Here is a 23498-nt window from a genome sequence, read left to right as displayed (position 1 = left end):
GCGGACACCCTAACGGCATCCGTCGGCGGCACCGACGAGCCACGCACCCCGCGGGCGTGGGATCATGGCGCAATGACCTCCGGACTGCTGCCCAAGCCCCTGCGTGACGCCATCGTGGCGTGCGGCTACTTCCCCGAGGTCATCGAGTCGACGGTGGCCCGTGCGCTGGGGTCCGAGACGATCGAGGCGTCCTGCGTCCATCACGAGGCGACGTTCGACAGCGATGAGTTGCACCGGCACGTCACCGTGTTGGTCCTGACGCCGACGCGGTTCCTGGTCAGCCACACCGACGACGGCGAGTCGCCGGGCGTCGGTCAGGCCCTCGCCACCGTCGAGTCGGTGCCGCTGCGCAGCGTCCGGTCGGTGAGCGTGACCAGCGTCGTCTCGAACCCGGCGCGCTACCGCCGCGGGGCCACCCCCGACGAAGTGTGGCTCGCCGTCGGCTGGGGCGCGATGCGGCGGGTGGAGATCGTGCCGGCCAGCTGCGGCGATCCGAACTGCGAGGCCGATCACGGCTACGACGCGCAGAACCTGGACGACGACCTCACCATCCGGATGAGCGTCGCGGCCGACGGCGACGACAGCGTCGCCCGCCTCATCGCGTTCGCCACCGCACTCCAGGTCGCGACCAGCTAGGCGATGACCGCACCCGTCGTACCCCGCTACGGGGCGTCCAGTCTGGTCGAGCTGATGCCCGCCATCGGCGCCCATCTCGGCCTGCCGGGGTGCGTCGACGTCCTCGATCTTCCGGACGCCGAGCGTTACGTCGTCCTGCTCATCGACGGGCTCGGGCAGACGAACGTGGCGGCGTCCAAAGGCCTCGCCCCGTATCTGGCGAGCCGGCCCGACACCCGGACGCTGACCTCGGTGACGCCCACCACCACCGCCACGGCCCTCACGTCGCTGGGCACCGGCCTGGACCCCGGCCAGCACGGGGTCGCCGGCTACTCCTTCCGGCACCCCTTCAGCACGGGCGTCCTGAACATGCTGGCGTGGGAGCCCGGGCTGTCCGGGCTGGACGTCCAGCCGCGGCTCACCCTCTTCGAACGGCTCGCCCGGGCCGGGATCGCCACCACGTCCGTGCTGCCGACCCGGTTCTCGGGCAGCGGCCTGACGGAGGCCGGCCTGCGCGGCGCCCGCTTCAGCCCCGTCGACGACGAGACGGACGGCGCGCGGCGCATCGAGCAGGTGGTGGACGCTTCCGCCGCCGGCGAGCGGTCCTTCGTGTACGTGTACGAGCGTTCCCTCGACCACATCGGGCACGGGGTGGGCTGGCGGAGCGAGGAGTGGTCCGCGGCCCTGGCTGAGGTGGATCGGCTGGCCGCCGACCTGCGCAGCGCCTTGCCGGACGCGACACGCCTCGTCATCACCGCCGACCACGGCATGATCGACGTCCCCGCGGACGAACGGGTCATCGTCGAACGCGAGCCCGACCTGCTCGCCGGCGTGGAACTCCTCGCCGGGGAAGGCCGCTTTCGGCAGCTCTACACGGCCGAGCCGGACGCCGTGGCGTCCCGCTGGAACGACCACCTGCAAGACCGAGCCTGGGTGCGGACGCGTGCCGAGGCCGTCGACGAAGCCTGGTTCGGGTACGTCACCCCCCAGATGGCGCCGCGCTTCGGCGACGTGGTCGTGGCGATGAGAGGGACAGGTGCCGTCATGACCCGAGCGCTCCCGCGTGAGCTCAAACTGATCGGCATGCACGGATCGTTGACCGCTGACGAGATGCTCGTCCCGTTGATCGTGGAGTAAGCCATGGCACAACTGACCTTCTTCACCGGCCCGATGAACTGTGGCAAGTCCACCCTGGCGCTCCAGATCGACTACACCGAGTCGTCCGCCGGACGCCGAGGCGTCCGGTTCACCTGTAAGGACCGGGGCGGAGAGTCCGTGATCTCGTCCCGGATCGGTCTGTCCGAGGACGCCGTCGAAGTCACCTCGGACCTGGACTTTTGGGCGTTCGTCGTGGCGGAGTTCACCGCAGGCCGGCGGATCGACTACCTGGTCTGCGACGAGGCCCAGTTCTACGCGGCGGAGCAGATCGACCAGCTCGCCCACATCGTCGACGACCTGGGCATCGACGTGCACTGCTTCGGCATCCTGCACGACTTCCGGACGGCGATGTTTCCTGCCTCGGCGCGACTGGTCGAGCTGGCCGACCGCATCGAGATGCTGCAGGCCCGGCCGCGGTGCTGGTGCGGCCAGCCCGCCACCCACAACGCCCGAACCGTGGGCGGGGTGATGGTGACCGAGGGCAGCCAGGTCGTCGTCGGTGACACCGCCGGCGATGCCGAGGTCGCGTACGAAGTGCTGTGTCGCAAACACCACCGTCGTCGTGAGAACTCGGCCGTGGTCAACGTCGATCTCACTCCGGACCCGCTCCCGTTCGGAGCGGCCGAGTAGTCAGCGCGGGTCTTTGCCCTGGCGCGGGGCGCCGAACATGATCTCGTCCCAGCTGGGGACGGACGCGCGCCGGGACCGCTTGGGCTGCTTCGGGGCGGGCGGCGCGGCCTGCTCGATGAGGGCCGGCTGCTCGGCCTCGTCAACAACGGCCGCCGGAGCGGCGTCCAGGTCGAACGGGCCGCCGCTCGCCGCGGCCTCGGTGCGCGACGGCCGCGGACGCCACCGCGGCTGCGCCGCGTCGTCCAGCGGCGCCGGCTCCGGGTCGGGCTCGGCGACGACCGGGTCCGTGACGGGATTGACCAGCCCGGTGTAGATCTTCACGGAGTCCTCGTCGAAGGAAGCCAGCAGGTCGTACAGCGCGTCCATCTGCGGATCGCTGCGGCCCACCAATTCGTAGACACCGTCCACCTCGGCGAGGTCGCCGTCGGCGTAGGCGTCGTCGGTCTCGGCGTCCTCCGGCGCGGGGCTCTGCAGGGCCCGGACGATCGCCAGTTCGTCGTCCTCGGCGACCGGACGGGCCGGTTGACCACTGGCCACGGCGGACGCCTCTCCGATCATCCAGCGCGCGTCGTCGTCACCTGCGACCGAGAACCGTCCGGCAAGGTCGAACACGAACGTGGCCCGGTGTCGGCGTCCGGACTTCTCGAACGCTGCGGTGATCTGCCAGCGACGGGCGCCCAGCAGCGCGGCGTCCCACTCGACGGTGTCGGGGTCGATGCCGCGGGCAACGAGCGCCTCGATGGCGGCGTTGCGCAGTGACCGGTGAGAGGTCGACTCCCCGCGTCGGCGGACGGGGCTCGTCAACGCCAACCCCGCCACGTGGCTGCGCTCGGCCAGCACCGGCCCCGCAAAGGGCTCGATGCGCTCGACGGAGACCCCGGCCGCCTGGGCGACATCGTCCACGGACTCGCCGGCCCTGATGCGGGCCTGGATGTCACGCGGCCTCAGTGCACTGTCCATCTGGCATCTTTCGTGGTCGTGTTCGAAGTCGTGGGTGGCTGCTGGTGAGTAACCTACCGCCTCGACCGACGATTGTGCCGCTGGCAAGGTCGGGGATCGCGCCACGCCGGGCCCGCTGGCGTGCCGCTGGACACCCCGATTCACGACCACAACCTGCACTCCTTGCCGTCATGTGATATTCATGCCTCGGTTCAGCGGAGTCACCTTCAGGAAAGGAACCATGGCCACCGACTACGACGCACCTCGCAAGACCGACGAGGAGAGCGAAGACAGCATCGAAGAACTCAAGACCCGCCGCAATGACAAGAATTCCGGCAAGGTCGACGAGGATGAGGTAGAGGCCGCCGAGACGTTCGAGTTGCCCGGCGCGGACCTGTCGCACGAGGAGTTGACCGTCCGGGTGCTGCCCCGTCAGGCGGACGAGTTCACCTGCTCATCATGCTTCCTGGTGAAGCACCGCAGCCAGATCGCCGAAGAGAAGAACGGCGTCCTCTACTGCGTCGACTGCGCGGGCTGAGCGGGCCCGCTCCAGCCTGAGCCCACTACAGCTTGAGGTTGACCGAGCGCGTGCTCGGAGGCTGTTCGCCGGTGAACTTGGCCCAGCGCCCGGCGGCGAACCGGTTGGCGGCGACGCCCAAGATTCCGATGCCGATCGCGTTCGCGAGCACCCAGGCGAACGCCTTGTTGGGGGGCGTGCTGGGGTCGTTGGGCTCCGGCGGCTCCTCGCCGGTCACCGACCGCCACACCGACTCCACGATCTTGTTCGCCACCACGGCGGTCGCCGCGGCGATCGCGCCCGAGTAGGCGTTGAACATCAGGTTGCGCGTGACTGCCATCTCGACTCCCGGGCCAGGTAGGCGGCCTTGTCCGGCCGCCGATGCGCTCCCATCCTAGGCGGCGTCCGGTTGCATCGCGCTAGGTTGTCTTCGTGGAGACAGCAAGCGTCAGGCGGCAAGGGGACACCGTGCCCGCGTCGTCGTACACCGAGCGCCTGTACGCCCCCTGGTCCTACTGGGTCATCGCTTTCGGGGTCGGACTGTCCTTCGTCACGGCGATCGGGTGGTACCTAGGTCCTTGGTACGCCGTGGGCTCCGCCATCCTGACCGCGTGCGGGATCGCCACCGTGTTGCTGTGGGTCGGCAGCGTGCGCATCCGCGTCGACTCGCGGGGGCTGTGGGTGGGTCGATCCTTGCTGGAGTGGGAGTATCTCGGCCCGGTCACCGCCTTGGACGCCGAGTCCAGCCGCCTCCGCCTCGGCCGGGACGCCGACCTGAGGGCGTTCGTGGTCACGCGGCCCTTCTTGCTCAAAGCGGTCGAGGTGGGCGTCCGCGATGCGGCCGACCCGCATCCGTACTGGCTCGTCGGCACCCGCTCGCCCGCCGGCTTGGCCCGCGCGCTGACCTCCCCGAATCGCCCCGGGCCAGCCTCGTGAGCGTCGAGGAGCCGATCGTGCAGATCGTGCGCCTCGATCCCGAGCTGCCGCTGCCGCGCTACGCCCATCCCGGCGATGCCGGTGCGGACCTGTGCACGGCGATCGACGCCGTGCTCGCCCCCGGCGAGCGTCGCCTGTTGCCGACAGGCGTTGCCCTGGCCGTGCCCGAGGGCTGGGCCGCCTTCGTCCACCCCCGATCGGGCCTGGCCGCACGGTCGGGCATCACGATCGTGAACGCGCCCGGCACGGTGGACGCCGGCTACCGGGGCGAGATCAAGGTCTGCTTGTTGAACACCGACCGGGAGCGGACGGTTGAGCTGTCGCGCGGCGATCTCATCGCACAGCTGGTCTTCCAACGCGTAGGACGCGCTGTGTTCACCGAGGTGTCGGCACTAACCTCGACGGAGCGTGGCGGGAACGGCCACGGCTCCACCGGGGGCATCCAGACCTGGCGCCGAGATCCGGACGCCGCGCAGATCGAGGAGTAGACGTGATCTTTGGACGACGTGACCGTGCTGTCCAGCCGGACGAGGCTGACCTGACGGCGTCCGAGGACGGGACAGAACCGGAGACGGCGGACGGAGCCGACGAGGCGTCCACGGTCAGCCACGATCCCCGCGCAGACGGACCCTTCGACGCCTCGGAGGTCGACCTCACCGGCGACGCGGTGTCCCGGCTGGCGCTGGGACCCCTGACCATCACCCCGTTCGAGGGCATGGGACTGCAGTTCCAGGGCGACACGCAGACACAGACGATCTACTCGGCTCTCGCCATGCACGAGAACTCCGGCCTGCAGCTCGAGCTCTTCGCGGCGCCGACCAGCGGGGGACTGGCCGACGAACTGCGCGAGGACGCCGTCGAGGAGGCCGAGCAGCAAGGCGGCACGGCCGAGGTCCAGGACGGACCCTTCGGGCTCGAGCTCAAGCGCGTGCTGCCCATGGAGGGCCCCGAAGGCGAGCAGCTGTTCCACGTGTCGCGGGTGTGGCTGGTCGACGGTCCGCGCTGGGTGCTGCGCGGCACGGTGATGGGCCAGGCGGCACTCGTCGCCGGCGAGGAGGAGCCGGCTGACGTTTTCGCCGAGTTCTTCCGCAACGTCATCGTCCACCGCGACGATGCGCCGCGCGTCCCCGGCGAGTTGATCACGCTCGTCCTGCCGGACCTGCCCGGCGCCGAGGGCTGACCATTGCCGTCGCCGCTACGCCGCTGGCTCGGCCGCATCGGAGTCGGGTCCGAGGAGGGGGCCTGGGAGGATCCCCGGCTGAGCGCCCAGCGCTCGACCGCGGACAAGATCGCCGAGGCGTCCGATCGGCAATACGTCGTGCTCAAGGGCACCATCAGGTCTGTGTCGGAAGTGCAGCGCGCGACGGCCAACTGGCTCGAGGCTCAGCTCGACGACGGCACGGCCACGGTGACGCTGGTCTGGATGGGCCGCCCGTCGATCCCGGGCATCGAGCCGGGACGCGTCCTCAAGGCCGAGGGACGCCTCAGCGACGCCGACGGCAAGCGGAAGATCTACAACCCCCTGTACACGCTGCTCTGAGGCTCACTCGGCCTCGAGCGTCGAGCGCCGTCCCCCCGGAGCCAGGTACTCGGTCAGGGCGAGCTCGTGGGCCGGGTCGCCGATGAGCAGCAGCTCATCGCCACCCGCCAAGGTGGTGTCCGCCTGCGGCGGGCGAGCCTGACGATCGCGGATCAGGGCCACCACCACGAAGTCGCCCGGCAGCTCCAGCTCACCGACGCGGCGGCCGATCTGCGGACTCGTGTGCGGCAGGGTCATCTCGACCAAGTTGGTGGTGCCGCCCCGGAAGCTGAACAGCCGGACGAGGTCACCCACGGTCACGGCCTCCTCGACCAGGGCGCAGATCAGCCGCGGCGTCGAGACCGCGACATCCACGCCCCAGACGTCGTCGAACATCCATTCGTTGCTCGGATGGTTCACCCGGGCGACCGTCCGCGGCACCGAGAACTCCGTCTTGGCGAGCAGGGAGTGCACCAGGTTCGCCTTGTCGTCGCCAGTCGCGGCGATGGCGACGTCGCACTGGTCCAGGCGCGCCTCTTCGAGGGAGTCGACCTCGCAGGCGTCCGCGAGCAACCAGTCGGCCCCGGGAACGCTGTCGGTCTTGATGGCCGCAGGCTCCCGATCGATCAGCAGCACCTTGTGCCCGTTCGCGAGCAGTTCCCTGGCGATAGAGCGTCCGACGTTGCCGGCCCCGGCGATTGCCACGCGCATGTTGTTGCCCCTAGTTCTTGGCCGGCGGGTTGCCGAGGATCGTCTCGATGGAGTCCACGTCGGTGTTGGCGCAGCCGACGTAGATCAGGTCGCCGTCCTGCACGATCGTCTGCTCGTCCGGGACCATGCCCTGGCCGAACCGCAGGATGAACGGGATCGGCGCCGACGCAGCCTTCTGCAGGTCCCGGACGCGGCGCCCGACCCAGCCCACGTGCGCCGAGACCTGGATCAACCGCACCGTGCCGGACGGGTCGCGCCACTGCGGCTCGGAGCCTTCGGGCAGCAGTCGCCGCAGCACCTGGTCGGACGCCCACCGCACGGTCGCGACGGACGGGATGCCCAAGCGCTCGTAGACCGCGGCGCGGCCCTGGTCGTAGATGCGGGCGACGACGTTGTGGACGCCGTACGTCTCGCGGACGACGCGCGCGGCCAGGATGTTGCTGTTGTCACCCGAAGACACCGCGGCGAAGCCGTCGGCCTCCTTGATGCCCGCCGCCTCCAGCACCTTGCGGTCGAAGCCGACACCCTTGACGGTGCGCCCGCGGTACGACGGGCCGAGCCGGCGGAAGGCGTCCGGATCGATGTCGATCACCGCGACGGAGTGGCCGCGCCGCTCCAGGCTCCGCGCCAGCGAAGAGCCCACGCGTCCGCAGCCCATGATGACGACGTGCACGATCAATCCCTTTCGGCGGGTTCACCGACCGGGTCACCGGGTCGGCGTCGCTAGAGTCTAACGCCGTGGACTCCAGCGACAGCGACTCTTTGATCGGCCCCCTGCGGGTCACCAAGGTCGCCCACGGCGGCCACTGGGTGGCCCGCACCGAGGACGGCCGGGTGGTCTTCCTGCGCGGGGCGCTCGAGGGTGAACTGGTCCGGGCACGCATCACGGCCACGGCCAAACGCCATGCGTTCGCCGACGTCATGGAGGTGCTGGAGGCGAGCCCCGACCGCGTGCTGACGCCGTGCGGCATCGCCGATCGATGCGGCGGGTGCGACTTCCAGCACGTCCGCCCGGCCGCGCAGCTCGAGCTGAAACGCCAGGTTGTCGCCGAGCAACTCGGACGCCTCGCAGGCTTGGCCTGGACAGGTCAGGTCGAGGCCGTCCCGCCGGTTGAGCGCTGGCGCACCAGGGTCAGGTACCACTCCGACGGTGAGGCGTGGGGGATGCATCCGGCACGGTCGCACGCGGTGACGCCGTTGCCCGAGGCAGGGTGCCTGATCGCGGCCGAGGAGCTTTTGGCGCCGCCCGTATCGGCGTCTGCTGGCGGCAGCATCGTAGGCGTGGCCTCCGCCGACGGCGTCCGGTGGTTCTCGAACGAAACGAATGACACGGTCCTGGAACAGGCCGCCCGACGCACCTGGCGGGTTGCGGCGGACGGCTTCTGGCAGGTCCACCCGGCTGCGGCGGACACGCTGGTCGACGCCGTCTTGACCGGCTTGGCGCCCCGGGCGGGGGAGTCCGCGTTCGACCTCTATTGCGGTGTCGGGCTGTTCGCCGGGGCGCTCGTGGATCGCGGGGTGTCGGTGGTCGGCGTCGAGGGCAGCAAGACGGCCGTCTGTCACGCGCGGACCAACGTGCCGGAGGCGTCCTTCCTCGCCGGATCGGTCGACAAGGCCCTCCGGCGACTGCCCAGGGCGGTCGACCTGGTCGTGCTGGATCCGCCCCGAGTCGGGGCCGGGGCGTCCGTGCTGGGAGAGATCCTCGGACGCCGTCCGCGGGCCGTGGCGTACGTGGCCTGCGATCCTGCGTCCTTGGCGCGGGACCTGGGCCTCGCGCTGGCCGCCGGCTGGCGGGTCGACTCGCTGCGCGCGTTCGACCTTTTTCCCATGACGCACCACGTCGAATGCGTCGCGATCCTGCAGCCGGACGACTGAGCCCGCCATCTGCGGACGCCGCACGTCGAGATCGTCTCGACTCTGGCAGGCTTGCGCACTAGACATGTAGTCAGACGTCGACGCGAGGACTACTATCTCGATGTCGAGAGAAATGCTCGCGTTTCAATGCCCGATCAGGAGTGAGCCCATGAGCGCCAACAGCTTCGGAGCCAAGACCACGTTGGACGTGGCCGGCAAGCAGTACGAGATCTTCAAGGTGGACGCCGTTCCGGGCTCCGACACCCTGCCCTACAGCCTGAAGGTCCTCCTTGAGAACCTGCTGCGGACCGAGGACGGCGCCAACATCACGGCCGCCGACATCGCCGCGCTGGGGGAGTGGGTGGCCGACAGCGAGCCCGATCGCGAGATCCAGTTCACGCCGGCCCGCGTCATCATGCAGGACTTCACCGGCGTCGCCTGCGTCGTCGACCTGGCCACCATGCGGCAGGCCGTCGCCGACCTGGGTGGGGACGCGTCCAAGATCAATCCGCTGGCGCCCGCCGAGCTCGTGATCGACCATTCGGTCATCGCCGAGTACTTCGGCACGCCCGATGCGCTGACCAAGAACGTCGACGTCGAGTACCAGCGCAACGAGGAGCGCTACAAGCTGCTGCGCTGGGCGCAGACCGCGTTCGACGAGTTCAAGGTCGTCCCGCCGGGCACCGGCATCGTCCACCAGGTCAACATCGAGAACCTGGCCCGGGTGGTCTTCGCCCGCGAGGTCAACGGCGTCCTGCAGGCCTACCCCGACACCTGCGTCGGCACCGACAGCCACACCACCATGGTCAACGGCCTCGGCGTCGTCGGCTGGGGCGTCGGCGGCATCGAGGCCGAGGCGGCCATGCTCGGCCAGCCGATTTCGATGCTCATTCCGCGCGTGGTCGGCTTCAAGCTGTCCGGCAAGCTGAACGACGGTGTGACCGCGACCGACCTCGTGTTGACGATCACCGAGATGCTGCGCAAGCACGGCGTCGTCGGCAAGTTCGTCGAGTTCTACGGACCCGGCGTCTCGCAGATCCCGCTGGCCAATCGCGCCACGATCGCCAACATGAGCCCCGAGTTCGGCTCGACGATCGGCGTCTTCCCGATCGACTCGAAGACGACCGACTACCTACGCATGACCGGACGCAGCGAGGAGCAGATCGCCCTCGTCGAGGCGTACGCCAAGGCGCAGGGCATGTGGCTCGACCCGGAGGCCGAGGCCCGCTACAGCGAGAAGCTGTCGCTGGACCTGTCGACCGTCGTCCCCAGCACCTCCGGACCCAAGCGCCCGCAGGATCGCATCGTGCTGGCCGAGAGCAAGGCCAAGTACGCCGCCGCCATCCCGACCTACACCGAGGACGTCGCCAAGGCGGTGCCTGTCACCCTGGCCGACGGCACGTCGTTCGAGCTCAAGAACGGCGCCGTCACGGTCGCCGCGATCACGTCCTGCACGAACACGTCCAACCCGTCGGTCATGCTGGGCGCCGCGCTGGTCGCCAAGAAGGCCTACGACCTCGGCCTCAAGCCGAAGCCCTGGGTCAAGACGACCGTCGCCCCCGGCTCGCAGGTGGTCACCGACTACTACGCCAAGTCCGGCCTGCAGCAGTACCTGGACGCCCTCGGCTTCAACACCGTCGGCTACGGCTGCGTCACGTGCATCGGCAACACCGGCCCGCTCATCCCCGAGGTCAGCAAGGCGATCAACGACAACAACCTCGCGGTGACGGCCGTCTTGTCGGGCAACCGCAACTTCGAGGGACGCATCAGCCCCGACGTGAAGATGAACTACCTGGCGTCCCCGCCGTTGGTCATCGTCTACGCGCTGGCCGGAACGATGGACATCGACCTCGCGTCCGAGCCGATCGGCCAGGGCGCGGACGGCCGTGACGTGTTCATGGCCGACGTCTGGCCGACCACCGAGGAGATCGAGGCGGTCGTGGCCGAGTCGATCAGCGCCGACATGTTCGCCTCGCGGTACGCCGACGTCTTCGCCGGCGACGCCCGCTGGCAGAACCTGCCGACCCCCTCGGGCGAGCTGTTCGCGTGGGACGAGGCGTCCACGTACATCCGCCGCGCGCCGTACTTCGACGGCATGCCGGCCACGCCGGAGCCCGTCAAGGACGTGCTGGGCGCGCGCGCGTTCATGAAGCTGGGCGACTCGGTCACGACCGACCACATCAGCCCGGCCGGCTCGATCAAGCCCGAGACCCCCGCTGGCCAGTACCTCAGCGGACACGGCGTGGCACGCGGCGACTTCAACAGCCTCGGCTCACGTCGTGGTAACCACGAGGTCATGATCCGCGGCACCTTCGCCAACATCCGGCTGCGCAACCAGATCGCCCCCGGCACCGAAGGTGGCTTCACGCGCGACTTCACCCAGCCGGACGGCCCCGTCGTCTACGCCTTCGACGCCGCCGAGAACTACGCCAAGGCCGGCGTCCCGCTGGTCGTGCTCGCCGGCAAGGAGTACGGCTCGGGATCGTCCCGCGACTGGGCCGCGAAGGGCACCACGCTGCTGGGCGTCAAGGTCGTCATCGCCGAGAGCTACGAGCGCATCCACCGGTCGAACCTCATCGGCATGGGCGTCATCCCGCTGCAGTTCCCCGACGGCGAGAACGCCGACTCGCTGGGTCTCGACGGCACCGAGGTCTACGACGTCACCGGCATCGAGGCCCTCAACGCGGGCACGACCCCGAAGACGGTGCACGTCGCGGCCACCAAGGCGAACGGCTCCGTCATCGAGTTCGAGGCTCCGTTGCGGATCGACACCCCCGGCGAGGCCGACTACTACCGCAACGGCGGCATCCTGCAGTACGTGCTGAGGTCGCTGCTCACCAAGTGACGACGTTGATCGCCTCGGAGGCGTCCGATGGGGCGTAAGCGGGCCAAGCCCGTAGCGCGGCCGTTGGACGCCTCCGTCGCGGTCTCGCGGCGGGTAGCACCCGTCCGCGGAGCCCGGCTGGCGTGGTCCTACGTCGCGGCCATCGTCGGCGGCATGATCGCCGGCCTTGGCGCTGCCATCGCGGACGGCATCCAGTCGACGACCTGCGATGACGCCACCTGCTCGCTGGGCGTCTTCCTGATCGGAGGCCTGATCGGCGGACTGGTCGCCGTCTCGGTCGTCGCGCCCCTGTTCCGGCTCGGCTGGGAGTGGTGGCTCGTCGGCGTCACCGCCGTGCTCGCGATGCCGACGATCCTTGACCTGGCGGGCTCGTGGGGCTGGCTGGCGCTGATGCTGGCCCCGGGCATCGCCGCCCTGGCGACCTGGACGGGCCCGGAGCGGTCGCGCTGGCGTCCGTGGGTCATCGCCGGGGTCTGCGTTCTGATCAGCGCGCTCGTCCTGCTCGGCACCTTCCTGGACAGTTGAGCCAGTTAGCACACCTGTTCTAATATGCGAACGGGAGGTGCGATGTCCAGAGGGTTCACGCAGGCAACAGCGCCGGCGGTTGGCCGGTCACGCCGACCCGTCGGGACGACCGACAACTATGTGCCTCCGGGGTGGCCTTCGGCGGTCCGTCCCGCGCGTTCGCCGGACTGGGAGCGCACGGCGTCCGCGTTCCTCCTGGACGCCTGCCCGCCCGATACCCGCGGCTACGCCGTGCTCCGCAAGCATCCGATCGTGCTGGCCATGTTCGCCCTGCGGTGCGTCGACGCCCAGCTCGCGGCCTGCCGCGAGGCTCTGAGTGCCTGCCGGGCCGATCTCGACGACTTCGTTCCCGCCGACGCCATCGCGGACGCCTCGCAGGCCTGGCTCGAACTCGAGGCCGGGCTGGTCCGGCAGCGCCGAGAGGTCGCGCTCGTCGACGAGGCGCTGCGCGGGGGAGTCTTCATTCGACGGCTGTGATGCACGACGTGGGGCCGATGGGCCGAGACCGTAGTCCGGGCTAGAATCGCCGCCATGTCGGTGCTGGATCGGATTCGTGAGCCCCGTGATCTGCGCGCCCTGACCGGTGCCGAGTTGGACGCGTTGGCCGCGGAGATCCGCACCTTCCTGATCCGTCACGTCAGCCGCACGGGCGGGCATCTGGGCCCCAACCTCGGGGTGGTGGAGCTGACGCTCGCCCTGCACCGCGTGTTCGACAGCCCGCGCGACCCGATCATTTTCGACACGGGCCATCAGAGCTACGTTCACAAGATGTTGACCGGACGCCGTGAGGGCTTCGCTCAGCTGCGCCAGAAGGGCGGCCTGTCGGGCTACCCCTCGCGTGCCGAGTCCGGCCACGACTGGGTCGAGAACAGCCACGCCTCGACGTCGCTGTCCTGGGCCGAAGGCCTGGCCCGCGCCTTTCAGCTGAGGGGCGAGAAGACCCGCACCGTCGTCGCGGTGATCGGCGACGGCGCCCTGACCGGCGGCATGGCCTGGGAGGCGCTCAACAACATCGCGATCCAGCCCGACCTGAGGCTGACCATCGTCGTCAACGACAACGGGCGCAGCTACACGCCGACGGTCGGGGGGCTGGCGTCCCATCTTCAGGGCCTGCGCACCGACAAGCGCTACGAGCAGGCGCTGCGGGCCATCAAGGAGGGGGTCCGCGCCACGCCGCTCGTCGGCGGGCCGGTCTACGGGCTGATGCACGGCTTCAAGGCCGGGGTGAAGGACGTCCTCGCGCCGCAGGGCCTCTTCTCGGACCTGGGCCTGAAGTACATCGGCCCCGTCGACGGGCATCACCTGGGCGCCCTGGAGGCCGCGCTGGAGGCGGCGCGCCAGTTCGAGGGTCCGGTGATCGTGCACGTCATCACCGAGAAGGGAAAGGGCTACCTGCCCGCCGAGCAGCACGACGAGGACCGCTTCCACGCGGTCAACAAGATCGACGAGCTGACGGGCGCGCCGCTGACCACAGCGGCGAAGCGCACCTGGACCAAGGCCTTCTCCGAGCAGATGGTCCATCTGGGCGAGGGGCGTCCGGACGTTGTGGCGATCACGGCCGCGATGCTGCACCCCGTCGGGCTCGGGCCCTTCGCCGAGGCGTTCCCCGATCGCTGCTTCGACGTGGGCATCGCCGAACAGCACGCGGTCACCTTCGCCGCCGGACTGGCCCGCGGCGGGTTCCATCCCGTCGTCGCCCTGTACGCGACCTTCCTCAACCGGGCGTTCGACCAGGTCCTCATGGACGTCGCCCTGCACAAGCTCGGCGTCACCTTCGTGCTCGACCGGGCGGGCCTCACGGGCCCCGACGGCGCGAGCCACAACGGCATGTGGGACCACTCGATCATGGGCCTCGTTCCCGGGCTTCACCTCGCTGCGCCGCGCGACGAGACGCGCCTCATCGAGGCCCTCGAGTGCGCCGTCGCCATCTCGGACGCCCCCACGGTGATCCGCTTCTCCAAGGAGGCCGTGCCCCCGCCGCTGCCCGCGCTCCGTCGCGTCGGTCAGGTCGACGTCTTGGCGGACGCCCCGGGCGCCCGCCTGCTCGTGGTGGGCTACGGCCAGTTCGCGAGCCTCGCCGCCGACATCGGACGCCGCCTCGGCGACCAGGGCGTCCCCTGCACGGTGGTCGACCCGGTGTGGTCGCTGCCGGTCAGCGCCGACCTGGTTGACCTGTGTCGCGACTACGAGCACGTCGTCACGGTCGAGGACAGCCTCGTCGTGGGCGGCCTGGGTGCCCGCCTCGCTCTCGCCCTGCAGGACGCGAGCGTGCCGACGACGATCAAGAACGTCGGGATCCCGGCCAGCTTCCTGGATCACGCGTCCCGCGACGAACTCATCGACTCTCTCGGGCTGTCGGCCCAGGCGATCGCCCGCCAGCTGGTGGAACGCGCCGCGGCTGCAGACGATGCGTCCACGGCGGCGCGCTCAGGCGTCCGCAACCACCTCGACTAGTCCGACAGCAACGCCGTCAGCAGTGGGACGACCTGCTCACGCTGCCACGGCCGGACCAGGCGCTCGGCGAGGAAGGCATCCACGTCGGCCTCGGACGCCGGTGGCGGCTCCCAGGCGAGCCGGCGGACGGCGTCCGGGGAAATCAGATTCTCCACGGGCAGGCTCAGCTCCTCGGCGCGGGCGACGGTGGCGGGCCGGATCCGGTTCCACCGCTCGAATGCCTCCGGGTGACGCTTGGCCCACGTCCGGGGCGGCGGCGGCCCGTCTGGCTGGACGCTGACGGCAGGAAGCTCGTCCTTGGTCAGGGCGCATGCGGTCGCGAGGGCGGCCACGAAACTCTCTTCGTAGCGGTTGGCGATCCGCCAGGAGAAGCCCTTGACCGCGCGCAGATCGCTGCGGTCGACCGCGCCGCGCTCCGGGGTGGCCCGAGCAGCGACCTCGCTGATGGCGAGGTCTGACAGGACGCGTCCGGGCGCACGATCGAGACGGCGAGCGATCGAATCGCGCGTCTCCCACAGCTCCCGGACGATCGCCAGCTGCCGGGCTGAGCGCAGCTGGTGAATGCCCGACGTGCGCCGCCACGGCTCCTCACGCCGGGTGACGGGGTCGCCAGCGTGCCGGGCGAGGTGCTCGAACTCCTGCCGCGCCCACTCTTGTTTGCCCGCGGCCCGCAGCTCGTCGGCGGCCCAGTCCCGCAGCTCGCAGAGCAGCTCGACGTCCAGGGCCGCGTAGCTCAGCCAGTCGGCGGGCAGCGGCCGCTTGGACCAGTCCGCCGCCGAGTGCTCCTTCGCCAGCGTTTTGCCGAAGGCCCGCTCGAGCAGGGATGCCAACGACACGCGCGGCAGGCCGAGGAGGCGTCCGGCCAGCTCCGTGTCGAACAGGGTGTCGGGCAGGAGGTCGACCTCGGCCAGGCAGGGCAGGTCCTGCTGCGCGGCGTGCACGATCCACTCGACGTCGGACAGGGCAGCGGCCAGCTCCGACAGGTCAGCCCGCTCGCGGCCCTCTTCGAGGGCGACGGGGTCGAGCAGGACGGTTCCAGCTCCCGGGCGGCGCAGCTGGATCAGATAAGCCTTGGCCGAGTAGCGGAAGCTCTGGGCTCGCTCGGTGTCGACCGCCAGGGGACCGTGCCCCGCTCGCAGCCGCGCGATGGCGGCGTCCAGCGCGGCCGGAGTGTCCACCAATGCGGGGACGCCGTCGGCCGGCTCGCTGATCAGGAGCGGCTTCGGCTCCTCGCCTGCCGGCGCCTCGGCCGCACGCTTAGGGTCAAGACTCACCGTCGACGCTTCCCGTGGCGGCTCAGTGGGAGGGGGACGACGCCCTCCGGCAGCGGGGGGAGCCCGGCCACCATGCAGAGCAGGTCTTGCCAGGCGTGCACGTGGGCGGCGATGTCACTGCCGAGGTTGATGGTGGGCGTCCACGAGGCGCGGATCTCCACCTCGATGCGCTGCGGGTCGTCCTCCATCGAACCGAAGGACTGCGACGAGACGGCGGTCACGGTGCCGGACGGCGAGCCGTAGTCCGCGGACCGCCGATCGAGGGCGTCCACCAGCCAGGACCAGCCGACCGGGGCCAGCAGGGGATCGGTGCCCATCTCGGCGTCCACGTCGGCCCGGGCGTACGTGACGCACCGGAAGGTGCCGTCCCAGGCCGGGTTGCCGGCCGGATCGTGCAGCAGGACGAGTCGTCCGCTGCCGACCTCCGCGTCCCCGTCGAGGACCTCGGCGGCGATGGCGAGCGCGTAGGGCGCGATGCGCTGGGGGGCGGGGATCTCTTCGACCGCCAACTCCGGACGCCACGGCATGGCCAGCAGCGTCGCGGCTGCCTCGTCGAAGACCCGCGAGACTGGATGACTGTTGACGCCCACGGGCTCAGGCTAGGCCGACACCCGACAAACTCAGGCGGGGCGCGCCGACGGGTGGCGCCTCGGGGGCCGGGTCAGGCAGGCGTGTGGACGAGGCAGACGGAGTTGATGCAGTACCGCTGATCGGTCGGCGTGTCGTAGCCCTCGCCCTCGAACACGTGGCCCAGATGGCTGTCGCAGGCCGCGCAGCGGACCTCGACGCGGGGGCGTCCGGGCAGTGAGGCGTCCGTGACGTAGCGCACTCGGTCGTCGGCTGCAGGCGCGTAGAACGACGGCCAGCCGCAGTGCGAGGAGAACTTCTCGGTGCTCGTGAACAACTCGGCACCGCAGGCACGGCAGGCGTACGTGCCAGGCTCACTGAACTCGTTGTAGGCGCCCGTGCCCGGACGCTCCGTACCGGCTTCGCGCAACACGTGGTACTCGAACGGGGTCAGCTTCGCCCGCCACTCGTCAGGAGTCAGCAGGACGCGGGGCACGTTGTCGGTCACGGCGCCATCCTGCCCGGTGGGAGCCAAAGACCCAAGGGAGCGTCCGGGTTGGGGGCGCGTCGCTTCCCTTCGCCCGGGCCGGGAGGCCACACTTCGTCCATGGCCAAGACCGCGTACGTCAAGGGTGGCAAGCCCCTGTCCCAACTCCTCCGCGCCCCCTCTGGAGCCGTCGACATCAGGTCCATTCCCACGGACGCCAGCCCGGGCTACCCCGGGAGAGGCAAGTCGGACGCCGAGGCGTCCCGCCTCGTCCTGGCCTCCGTCCTGGGTGACCTGCAGGAGCGCATGTACGCGGACGGGAAGGCGAAGCCGGAGACCGCCAAGCGCGTGCTGTTGATCCTGCAGGGCATGGACACGTCTGGGAAGGGCGGGATCATCCGGCACGCGATCGGCCTCGTCGACCCCCAGGGCATCCAAATCAAGGCGTTCAAGGCCCCCACGGCCGAGGAGCGGGCCCACGACTTCCTGTGGCGCATCACGAATGCCCTGCCTGGGCCGGGCATGATCGGCATCTTCGACCGCTCGCAGTACGAGGACGTCCTGATCGTGCGCGTGGAGCAGCTGGTGCCGCAGGACGTCTGGGAGGCCCGCTACGACCAGATCAACGCGTGGGAGGCCGCTCGGGTCGCCGAGGGGTACACCCTCATCAAGTGCTTCCTGCACGTCTCCAAGGAGGAGCAGAAGAAGCGGCTCGCCGCTCGACTGGTCGGCCCCGACAAGTACTGGAAGTACAACCCGGGCGATCTCGACAGCCGCGCCAAGTGGGACGCCTACGAGGATGCCTACAACGCGGCGCTCACCCGCTGCAACCCGGATGCCGCACCCTGGTACGTCATCCCCGCGGACAAGAAGTGGTACCGCGACTGGGCGGTCGCGGAGTTGCTGCGCGAGAAGATGGCTGAGCTCAACCTCGACTGGCCGGCGCCGACCTTCGACGTGGAGGCAGAGCGCGCGCGGGTGGCGGCGTCCTGAGCCTTCTTACGGCTCAGGCGGACTGCCAGTCGATGTCCTCGTCGAAGAAGTCGACGTACGTCGGGGCCGCCTGAGCGAAGTCGAGCAGGTCCATGGCGGCGAAGGCGTAGCGGGCGAGGACCAGGTCCAAGACCTCGCGGGCCGCCCCGATCGGATCCGAGACCGCGACCGCGCCTCCGCGCAGGGCCAGATCCGCCTGCGCCTGGAAGAGCTCGTCGGCGGTGAGAAAGAACGAGCCGACCGCGATGTGGCGCCGCCCCTGGGACCGCAGGCCCTGGATCGCCTGAGTCACTGACGGGCCGGTGCCGTCCGCGACGGCGGTGAGGCAGGGGAGTCGATGGTGGGTCGACCACTGCCGAGCCCGACGGGCCAGCAGCGACGACCCGCGCACGTCCCCGCAGGACGCCGACGACAGCACGAGGCCGTCCAACTCGAGCACGCGAGCGGACGCCAAAGCGGCGCGCAGCCTCTCGTCGAGGATGCTCAGCAGGTTGAGTTCGGGACCGATCGGTCGCGAGGCGACGAAGTTCATCGCGGGCGTGTGCTCACGGCAGGTCGAAACGAGCGAGACGATCGGCGGATCGGTCTCGATCGCATGGGTCAGCTCGAGGGGGACGAACACGGCCTCCGTCGCGCCGGCGTCGCTTAGCTGGGAGACGACCTGCGCCGGGCTCGGGGGACACTTGTCGAAGAAGGCCGCATGGATCGTCAGGTCAGGACGGGCCGCCCGAAGGGATTCGCGAAGGGCATGCACGACTTGAGCGACTCGCGGGTCGATGCTGCCGTGCGCCACCATCACGAGAGCGGGTGCTGACATGGCGCTCCTGACTGTGAGTAGTCCGTGAGACGGCGCCCTTGCCGATCTTTTGTTAACTGAATCGTTGTTGTTTAGTCCCTATGACGCAAATCGAGGTCTCGCATAGCGAGATCGGCGTCTCATTCTGCGACCATCCAGCGCGGATTGCGTCACGTATGCCGTCCCCGGGACTGGCCCGGCCAGGAAACCAAGAACAAAAGAGCCGCCCGGTCCAGGTGGCGTACCCCGGATCGAGCGGCTTTCGTGCGGTGGGCGATACTGGGTTCGAACCAGTGACCTCTTCGGTGTGAACGAAGCGCGCTACCACTGCGCCAATCGCCCGCGAGGAAGAACCTTACTGGACGCCCGCGAAGTTCGCACATTGCCGCCGCGTGGTTCCGGGTCGGCTGGGTCGGTTTGAAGTCCCTCAGCGACCCCGCTATGGTTATCGACGCGCCGAAACGGGTAGTCCGGACGGCACAACGCGGACGTGGCTCAGCTGGTAGAGCATCACCTTGCCAAGGTGAGGGTCGCGGGTTCGAATCCCGTCGTCCGCTCGGAGGAGGGTCCTTCGGCTCGCGACAGGGCCTACCTGCGTTGGTGGGTTGGCCGAGAGGCGAGGCAACGGACTGCAAATCCGTGTACACCGGTTCAAATCCGGTACCCACCTCGGGCGGTTGGCGCAGTTGGTAGCGCGCTTCCCTGACACGGAAGAGGTCATCAGTTCAAGTCTGGTACCGCCCACCATGCAACGGCCCGGTTCGTCCGGGCCGTTTTGCATCTCGGTCAGCAGAGGGGACCCCGTGTCGATCGTTGAGCTGGTGCTCATCGCCGTCGGACTGTCGATGGACGCGTTCGCCGTGTCGGTGGGCAAGGGGCTCGGGATGCGCCGGCGCGAGCACCTCCAGGCGTTCGTCCTGGCCGGCGCCTTCGGCCTCTTCCAAGGGCTGATGCCTTTGATCGGCTGGCTCGTCGGCTCGCAGTTCGCGTCCGCGATCACCGCCTACGACCACTGGATCGCTTTTGGCCTGCTGGCCATCGTCGGCGGCCGCATGCTGTGGGGCGCTTTCCAGCCGGACGCCGACGAAGAGTCCCCGTCGCGCACCGGGCTCGGACTCAGGGAGATCCTCGTGCTCGCGGTGGCCACCTCGATCGATGCTCTCGCGGCCGGCGTCGGCTTCGCGTTCATGCGGCTCGACATCTGGGTCACCGTCGCCATGATCGCCGTCATCACCGGCGTGTTGTCCTTCCTCGGTGTCGTGCTGGGCCACCAGTTCGGCTCCCGGTTCGAGAAGCCCGCCGAGATCGCGGGCGGCATCATCCTGGTGGGGATCGGGCTGAAGATCCTGCTGGAGCACCTGGGCATCCTGGCGTTCTGACGCTCGCAGAGCCGGCTTGGCGTCCATGGGGCTGAAGTTGGTGAGCGCCAGCAGCGACCTGACGCCGGCCAACCGAACGACCCTGGGCCCCGTGCGGCCGAGCAGCGCCGCCCATACTCTGGCCGACATGGACGACTACTTGGTCATCAACGAGGCGAACTGGGACGCCCGCGCAGCCACCCACGTCGCGGCCGGGTACGGCATCCCCGAACTGCTCGCCGATCCGGAGGCCCTGTCCGGCGTCGTCCGGTTCGATCTCCCACTGCTCGGACGCCTCGACGGGCTCGACGTCGTTCACCTGCAGTGCCATCTAGGAACGGACACGCTGAGCCTCGCCCGCCTAGGGGCGCGCTCGGTGGTCGGGGTCGACCTGTCGGGGGAGTCCCTGCGCCACGCCCGCGACCTGGCGGGTCGCGGCGGGGCGTCCATCGACTACGTCCGAAGCGATGTGTACTCGGCTCCGGACGCCCTGGCAGGTCGCACCTTCGACCTCGTCTACACCGGCATCGGCGCGCTGTGCTGGCTGCCCAGCGTCAGCCGCTGGGCCGAGGTGGTGAGCCAAGTCCTGCGCCCCGGCGGTCGGCTGTTCATCCGCGAGTGTCATCCCATGCTCAGCACGCTGGTGGTGGCGCCGATCAGCGCGGCGGCGTCCGAGCGGGAGACTCACGGCTGGCTGACCGCACCCGGCGAACTGGCGCCCGTGGTCGACTACCCGTACTTCGAGCAGGACGAGCCGCTGGAGTGGAACGACGCGATCAGCTACTACGGCGACCTGCCGGTCACCAATCCCCGGTGCCTCGAGTGGCCGCATGGGCTGGGTGAGATCGTCTCCGCAGTCCTGGACGCCGGCCTGACGCTCACCGCCCTCCGCGAGCACGACAGCGTCCCGTGGAACGCCTTGCCGGGTCTGATGACCGCAGACGCGACGGGGGAGCACCGGCTCCAGGTGAGGCCCGAACGGCTGGCGGCGTCCTACACGCTGATCGCAACGCAACCCCTCCGCTGACCCTGCAACGAAAGGCGGGCCCGCGGCGTCCATCCAGCATGCGATCCGCGCCGGCCCTGCCTTACGCGGCAGCAGCCCATGCGCGACGACATCATCGTCCGCACGGCGGACGGAACCCTCGCAGCCTTGGTCGGCACCTGCGGCGGCGTCTACGTCGGCAACGGGATCTACTGGCAGCTCACCACCGAGTCGAGCGCGTGGCTCGCCGGTCTGCCCCCGCGGTGACTGCGCGGACCTGACCGGGCGATGCGGCAGAATGGGCGCGTTCGTCCTGTCGAAAGGAAAGATCGTGTCCCTCACCATCACCGTCGCATCACCTGGCTCGCGCGAGCAGCGGACGGTCGAGACGGGCACGACCGGTCTGGACCTGTTCGGCACCAACCCCGACATCGTCGCCATGAAGGTGGACGGCGAGGTCCGCGACCTGCGCGCCGGCATCGCTGACGGCGCCGAAGTGGAGGCCGTGCCCGCGGCGTCCAACGACGGCCTGCACGTGATCCGGCACTCGGCCGCCCACATCACCGCGCAGGCGGTGCAGCGGCTGTTCCCCGGCACGCAGCTAGGCATCGGTCCCGCGATCGACAACGGCTTCTACTACGACTTCCGCACGGAGAAGCCGTTCACCCCGGAGGATCTCGCCGCGATCGAGAAGGAGATCAAGCAGATCGTCCGCGAGCGGCAGCCGTTCCTGCGACGCGTCATTCCGGACGCCGAGGCCGCGGTCGAGTTCGCCGCCGAGCCCTTCAAGATGGAACTCGTCGACCTCAAGGGCAAGCCCCAGGACGCCGAGACCGCCGGCGAGGTGGGCGGCAACGAGCTGACCGTCTACGAGAACATGCGCCGTGACGGCTCGGTGGCCTGGCGCGACCTGTGCAAGGGCCCGCACCTGCCGCACACGGGCTATCTCAAGGCGATCAGCCTCACCCGGACGTCCGCCGCCTACTGGCGCGGCGACCAGGCCAACCCCCAGCTGCAGCGCGTCTACGGCACCGCGTGGGCGTCCATGGACGACCTCAAGGCGTACCAGACCCGCCTGGAGGAGGCCGCCAAGCGCGACCACCGCAAGCTGGGCGCCGAACTGGACCTCTTCAGCTTCAACGACCTCGTGGGCTCGGGCCTGCCGCTGTTCCACCCCAAGGGCGGCATCATCAAGCGCGCCATGGAGGACTACGTCCGCCAGGCCCACATCGACAACGGCTTCGAGTACGTCGGCACGCCACACATCGCCAAGGAGGATCTGTACTACACCTCCGGCCACCTGCCCTACTACGGCGATTTCATGTTCCCGCCGATCAACGACGAGGGTCAGGCCTACCGCCTCAAGGCGATGAACTGCCCGATGCACAACCTGATCTACTCGTCTCGGGGCCGGTCGTACCGCGAGTTGCCGCTGCGGCTTTTCGAGTTCGGCACCGTCTACCGCGACGAGAAGTCCGGCGTCATCCAAGGGTTGACCCGCGTCCGCTCGATCACCCAGGACGACTCGCACAGCTACTGCACCACCGAGCAGGTCGCCGACGAGATCCGGCACCTGCTGGGCTTCGTGCTGAAGCTGCTGCGCGACTTCGGGCTGAACGACTTCTACCTGGAGCTCTCGACCCGCGACGACGGCAAGAAGAAGGACAAGTTCCTCGGCACCGATGAGCAGTGGGCGGTGGCGACCAAGACGCTGGAGGAGGTCGCGTTGGCGTCCGGCCTGGACTTGGTCGCCGATCCGGGCGGCGCCGCGTTCTACGGCCCGAAGATCTCGGTCCAGGCGAAGGACGCCATTGGGCGCACCTGGCAGATGTCGACCATTCAGCTCGACTTCATGCAGCCCGAGCGCTTCGGGCTGGAGTACGTCGCCGCGGACGGCAGCCACCAGCAGCCGGTGATGATCCACTCGGCCAAGTTCGGGTCGATCGAGCGGTTCCTGGGGGTCCTTATCGAGCACTACGCGGGGGCGTTCCCGGCGTGGCTGTCGCCGGTGCAGGTGCTCGGGATCCCGGTCGCGGACGAGCACGCCGAGCACCTGGAGGCGGTCGCTGCGCAACTGCGGGCACGCGGCGTCCGGGTCGAGATCGACCACAGCGACGATCGCTTCGGCAAGAAGATCCGGAACGCGGCCAAGCAGAAGGTGCCGTTCGTCATGATCGCCGGCTTCGAGGACGTCGCCGCCGGCGCCGTGTCGTTCCGCTACCGCGACGGGTCCCAGCAGAACGGCGTTCCGATCGCGGACGCCGTCGCGCAGGTCGCGTCCTGGGTCGAGTCGCGTCGCAACGACAGCCCGACGGCCCCCGAGTCGCAGGGCTGA

General features: G+C 69.6%; 26 protein-coding genes and 4 tRNA genes. 21 read left to right on the top strand and 9 right to left on the bottom strand.

Annotation, left to right across the window (positions count from 1 at the left end; all coding sequences use genetic code 11):
• The first annotated feature begins 72 nt into the window (after positions 1–72).
• Genes FN821_RS03355 through FN821_RS03345 form a run of 3 tightly spaced genes read left to right on the top strand, consistent with a single transcriptional unit; the run spans position 73 to position 2403 of the window.
• Positions 73–636: a DUF5998 family protein gene (locus FN821_RS03355; protein WP_131171127.1), complete on the top strand. Its 564-nt coding sequence runs from the start codon at positions 73–75 to the stop codon at positions 634–636.
• Positions 637–639: 3 nt separating this feature from the next.
• Positions 640–1752 carry an alkaline phosphatase family protein gene (locus FN821_RS03350; protein WP_131171126.1) on the top strand — a complete coding sequence of 371 codons (1113 nt, stop codon included), beginning with the start codon at positions 640–642 and terminating at the stop codon, positions 1750–1752.
• Between the two features lie 3 nt (positions 1753–1755).
• On the top strand, positions 1756–2403 hold the full coding sequence (locus tag FN821_RS03345; RefSeq protein ID WP_131171125.1) for a thymidine kinase: 648 nt from the start codon (positions 1756–1758) through the stop codon (positions 2401–2403).
• On the opposite strand, the gene sepH is transcribed toward FN821_RS03345, so the two are convergent.
• Positions 2404–3468 (bottom strand): septation protein SepH, encoded by a 1065-nt coding sequence (gene sepH, locus FN821_RS03340; protein ID WP_277751006.1) that lies wholly within the window; start codon positions 3466–3468, stop codon positions 2404–2406.
• 115 nt (positions 3469–3583) lie between these two features.
• On the opposite strand from sepH, the gene FN821_RS03335 reads away from it, so the two are divergent.
• Entirely contained in the window at positions 3584–3880 is a 297-nt protein-coding gene (locus FN821_RS03335) for a DUF4193 domain-containing protein (protein ID WP_131171123.1), read from the top strand.
• 25 nt (positions 3881–3905) lie between these two features.
• Here the strand turns inward: FN821_RS03335 and FN821_RS03330 are convergent, their stop codons facing one another.
• Positions 3906–4199: a DUF4235 domain-containing protein gene (locus tag FN821_RS03330; protein WP_131171122.1), complete on the bottom strand. Its 294-nt coding sequence runs from the start codon at positions 4197–4199 to the stop codon at positions 3906–3908.
• 128 nt (positions 4200–4327) lie between these two features.
• Between FN821_RS03330 and FN821_RS03325 the strand changes: the two genes are divergently transcribed.
• From FN821_RS03325 to FN821_RS03310, 4 genes are read left to right on the top strand one after another with little or no spacing between them, the layout of a single operon-like run.
• Positions 4328–4795, top strand: coding sequence for a DUF3093 domain-containing protein (locus FN821_RS03325; protein WP_165489223.1), 468 nt, complete (start codon positions 4328–4330; stop codon positions 4793–4795).
• 17 nt (positions 4796–4812) lie between these two features.
• A complete protein-coding gene (dut, locus tag FN821_RS03320) occupies positions 4813–5283 on the top strand; it encodes a dUTP diphosphatase (RefSeq protein WP_241660072.1) in 471 nt (156 codons plus the stop codon).
• Positions 5284–5285: 2 nt separating this feature from the next.
• Positions 5286–5975 (top strand): DUF3710 domain-containing protein, encoded by a 690-nt coding sequence (locus FN821_RS03315; protein ID WP_165489222.1) that lies wholly within the window; start codon positions 5286–5288, stop codon positions 5973–5975.
• 3 nt (positions 5976–5978) lie between these two features.
• On the top strand, positions 5979–6335 hold the full coding sequence (locus tag FN821_RS03310; protein ID WP_206661970.1) for an OB-fold nucleic acid binding domain-containing protein: 357 nt from the start codon (positions 5979–5981) through the stop codon (positions 6333–6335).
• 3 nt (positions 6336–6338) lie between these two features.
• On the opposite strand, the gene FN821_RS03305 is transcribed toward FN821_RS03310, so the two are convergent.
• On the bottom strand, positions 6339–7025 hold the full coding sequence (locus tag FN821_RS03305) for a potassium channel family protein (RefSeq protein WP_131171118.1): 687 nt from the start codon (positions 7023–7025) through the stop codon (positions 6339–6341).
• A 10-nt stretch (positions 7026–7035) separates the two neighbouring features.
• Complete coding sequence (locus tag FN821_RS03300) at positions 7036–7683, bottom strand: potassium channel family protein (protein WP_131171207.1); 648 nt, start codon at positions 7681–7683, stop codon at positions 7036–7038.
• 80 nt (positions 7684–7763) lie between these two features.
• On the opposite strand from FN821_RS03300, the gene FN821_RS03295 reads away from it, so the two are divergent.
• The 5 genes from FN821_RS03295 (at position 7764) to dxs (ending at position 14703) form a co-directional block, all read left to right on the top strand.
• Positions 7764–8900, top strand: a complete 1137-nt coding sequence (locus tag FN821_RS03295) for a class I SAM-dependent RNA methyltransferase (protein WP_241660071.1) — start codon at positions 7764–7766, stop codon at positions 8898–8900.
• A gap of 148 nt (positions 8901–9048) precedes the next feature.
• Positions 9049–11724, top strand: coding sequence for an aconitate hydratase AcnA (gene acnA, locus FN821_RS03290; RefSeq protein ID WP_131171117.1), 2676 nt, complete (start codon positions 9049–9051; stop codon positions 11722–11724).
• A gap of 27 nt (positions 11725–11751) precedes the next feature.
• Positions 11752–12249, top strand: coding sequence for a hypothetical protein (locus FN821_RS03285; protein ID WP_131171116.1), 498 nt, complete (start codon positions 11752–11754; stop codon positions 12247–12249).
• A gap of 120 nt (positions 12250–12369) precedes the next feature.
• Entirely contained in the window at positions 12370–12726 is a 357-nt protein-coding gene (locus tag FN821_RS03280; protein WP_131171115.1) for a hypothetical protein, read from the top strand.
• Positions 12727–12780: 54 nt separating this feature from the next.
• Positions 12781–14703, top strand: coding sequence for a 1-deoxy-D-xylulose-5-phosphate synthase (dxs, locus tag FN821_RS03275; protein WP_131171114.1), 1923 nt, complete (start codon positions 12781–12783; stop codon positions 14701–14703).
• Here dxs and FN821_RS03270 read toward each other — a convergent pair.
• The 3 genes from FN821_RS03270 to msrB all read right to left on the bottom strand — a co-directional run bounded on the left by FN821_RS03270 (position 14700) and on the right by msrB (position 17079).
• On the bottom strand, positions 14700–15977 hold the full coding sequence (locus tag FN821_RS03270) for an HRDC domain-containing protein (protein ID WP_206661969.1): 1278 nt from the start codon (positions 15975–15977) through the stop codon (positions 14700–14702). The two genes, dxs and FN821_RS03270, sit on opposite strands and share 4 nt — an antisense overlap.
• Positions 15974–16567: a DUF3000 domain-containing protein gene (locus FN821_RS03265; RefSeq protein ID WP_241660070.1), complete on the bottom strand. Its 594-nt coding sequence runs from the start codon at positions 16565–16567 to the stop codon at positions 15974–15976. The genes FN821_RS03270 and FN821_RS03265 overlap by 4 nt, the downstream gene beginning before the upstream one ends.
• Positions 16568–16638: 71 nt before the next feature.
• Positions 16639–17079: a peptide-methionine (R)-S-oxide reductase MsrB gene (gene msrB / locus FN821_RS03260; protein ID WP_421958035.1), complete on the bottom strand. Its 441-nt coding sequence runs from the start codon at positions 17077–17079 to the stop codon at positions 16639–16641.
• A gap of 72 nt (positions 17080–17151) precedes the next feature.
• Here msrB and FN821_RS03255 point away from each other — a divergent pair, with 72 nt between their 5' ends.
• Positions 17152–18024, top strand: a complete 873-nt coding sequence (locus FN821_RS03255) for a PPK2 family polyphosphate kinase (RefSeq protein ID WP_131171112.1) — start codon at positions 17152–17154, stop codon at positions 18022–18024.
• A 13-nt stretch (positions 18025–18037) separates the two neighbouring features.
• Here FN821_RS03255 and FN821_RS03250 read toward each other — a convergent pair whose 3' ends face one another.
• Positions 18038–18841: a sirohydrochlorin chelatase gene (locus FN821_RS03250; protein ID WP_131171111.1), complete on the bottom strand. Its 804-nt coding sequence runs from the start codon at positions 18839–18841 to the stop codon at positions 18038–18040.
• Positions 18842–19090: 249 nt separating this feature from the next.
• Positions 19091–19162, bottom strand: a tRNA-Val gene (locus FN821_RS03245).
• Between the two features lie 142 nt (positions 19163–19304).
• Here FN821_RS03245 and FN821_RS03240 point away from each other — a divergent pair.
• The 7 genes from FN821_RS03240 to thrS all read left to right on the top strand — a co-directional run bounded on the left by FN821_RS03240 (position 19305) and on the right by thrS (position 23498).
• Positions 19305–19377: transfer RNA gene (locus FN821_RS03240), tRNA-Gly, on the top strand.
• Positions 19378–19419: 42 nt separating this feature from the next.
• Positions 19420–19490: transfer RNA gene (locus tag FN821_RS03235), tRNA-Cys, on the top strand.
• A gap of 1 nt (position 19491) precedes the next feature.
• Positions 19492–19567, top strand: a tRNA-Val gene (locus FN821_RS03230).
• Positions 19568–19623: 56 nt separating this feature from the next.
• Positions 19624–20199, top strand: coding sequence for a manganese efflux pump MntP (locus tag FN821_RS03225; protein WP_131171110.1), 576 nt, complete (start codon positions 19624–19626; stop codon positions 20197–20199).
• A gap of 127 nt (positions 20200–20326) precedes the next feature.
• Entirely contained in the window at positions 20327–21205 is an 879-nt protein-coding gene (locus FN821_RS03220; RefSeq protein ID WP_131171109.1) for a class I SAM-dependent methyltransferase, read from the top strand.
• Positions 21206–21283: 78 nt separating this feature from the next.
• Positions 21284–21430 carry a hypothetical protein gene (locus FN821_RS14150; RefSeq protein WP_165489220.1) on the top strand — a complete coding sequence of 49 codons (147 nt, stop codon included), beginning with the start codon at positions 21284–21286 and terminating at the stop codon, positions 21428–21430.
• 31 nt (positions 21431–21461) lie between these two features.
• A complete protein-coding gene (thrS, locus tag FN821_RS03215; RefSeq protein WP_131171108.1) occupies positions 21462–23498 on the top strand; it encodes a threonine--tRNA ligase in 2037 nt (678 codons plus the stop codon).

Source organism: Propioniciclava tarda (genome assembly GCF_900182665.1).
Classification (GTDB): Bacteria; Actinomycetota; Actinomycetes; order Propionibacteriales; family Propionibacteriaceae; genus Propioniciclava; species Propioniciclava tarda.
The sequence above is the reverse complement of the archived record's forward strand: the minus strand, read 5'-3'. Positions and strand labels throughout refer to the sequence as shown.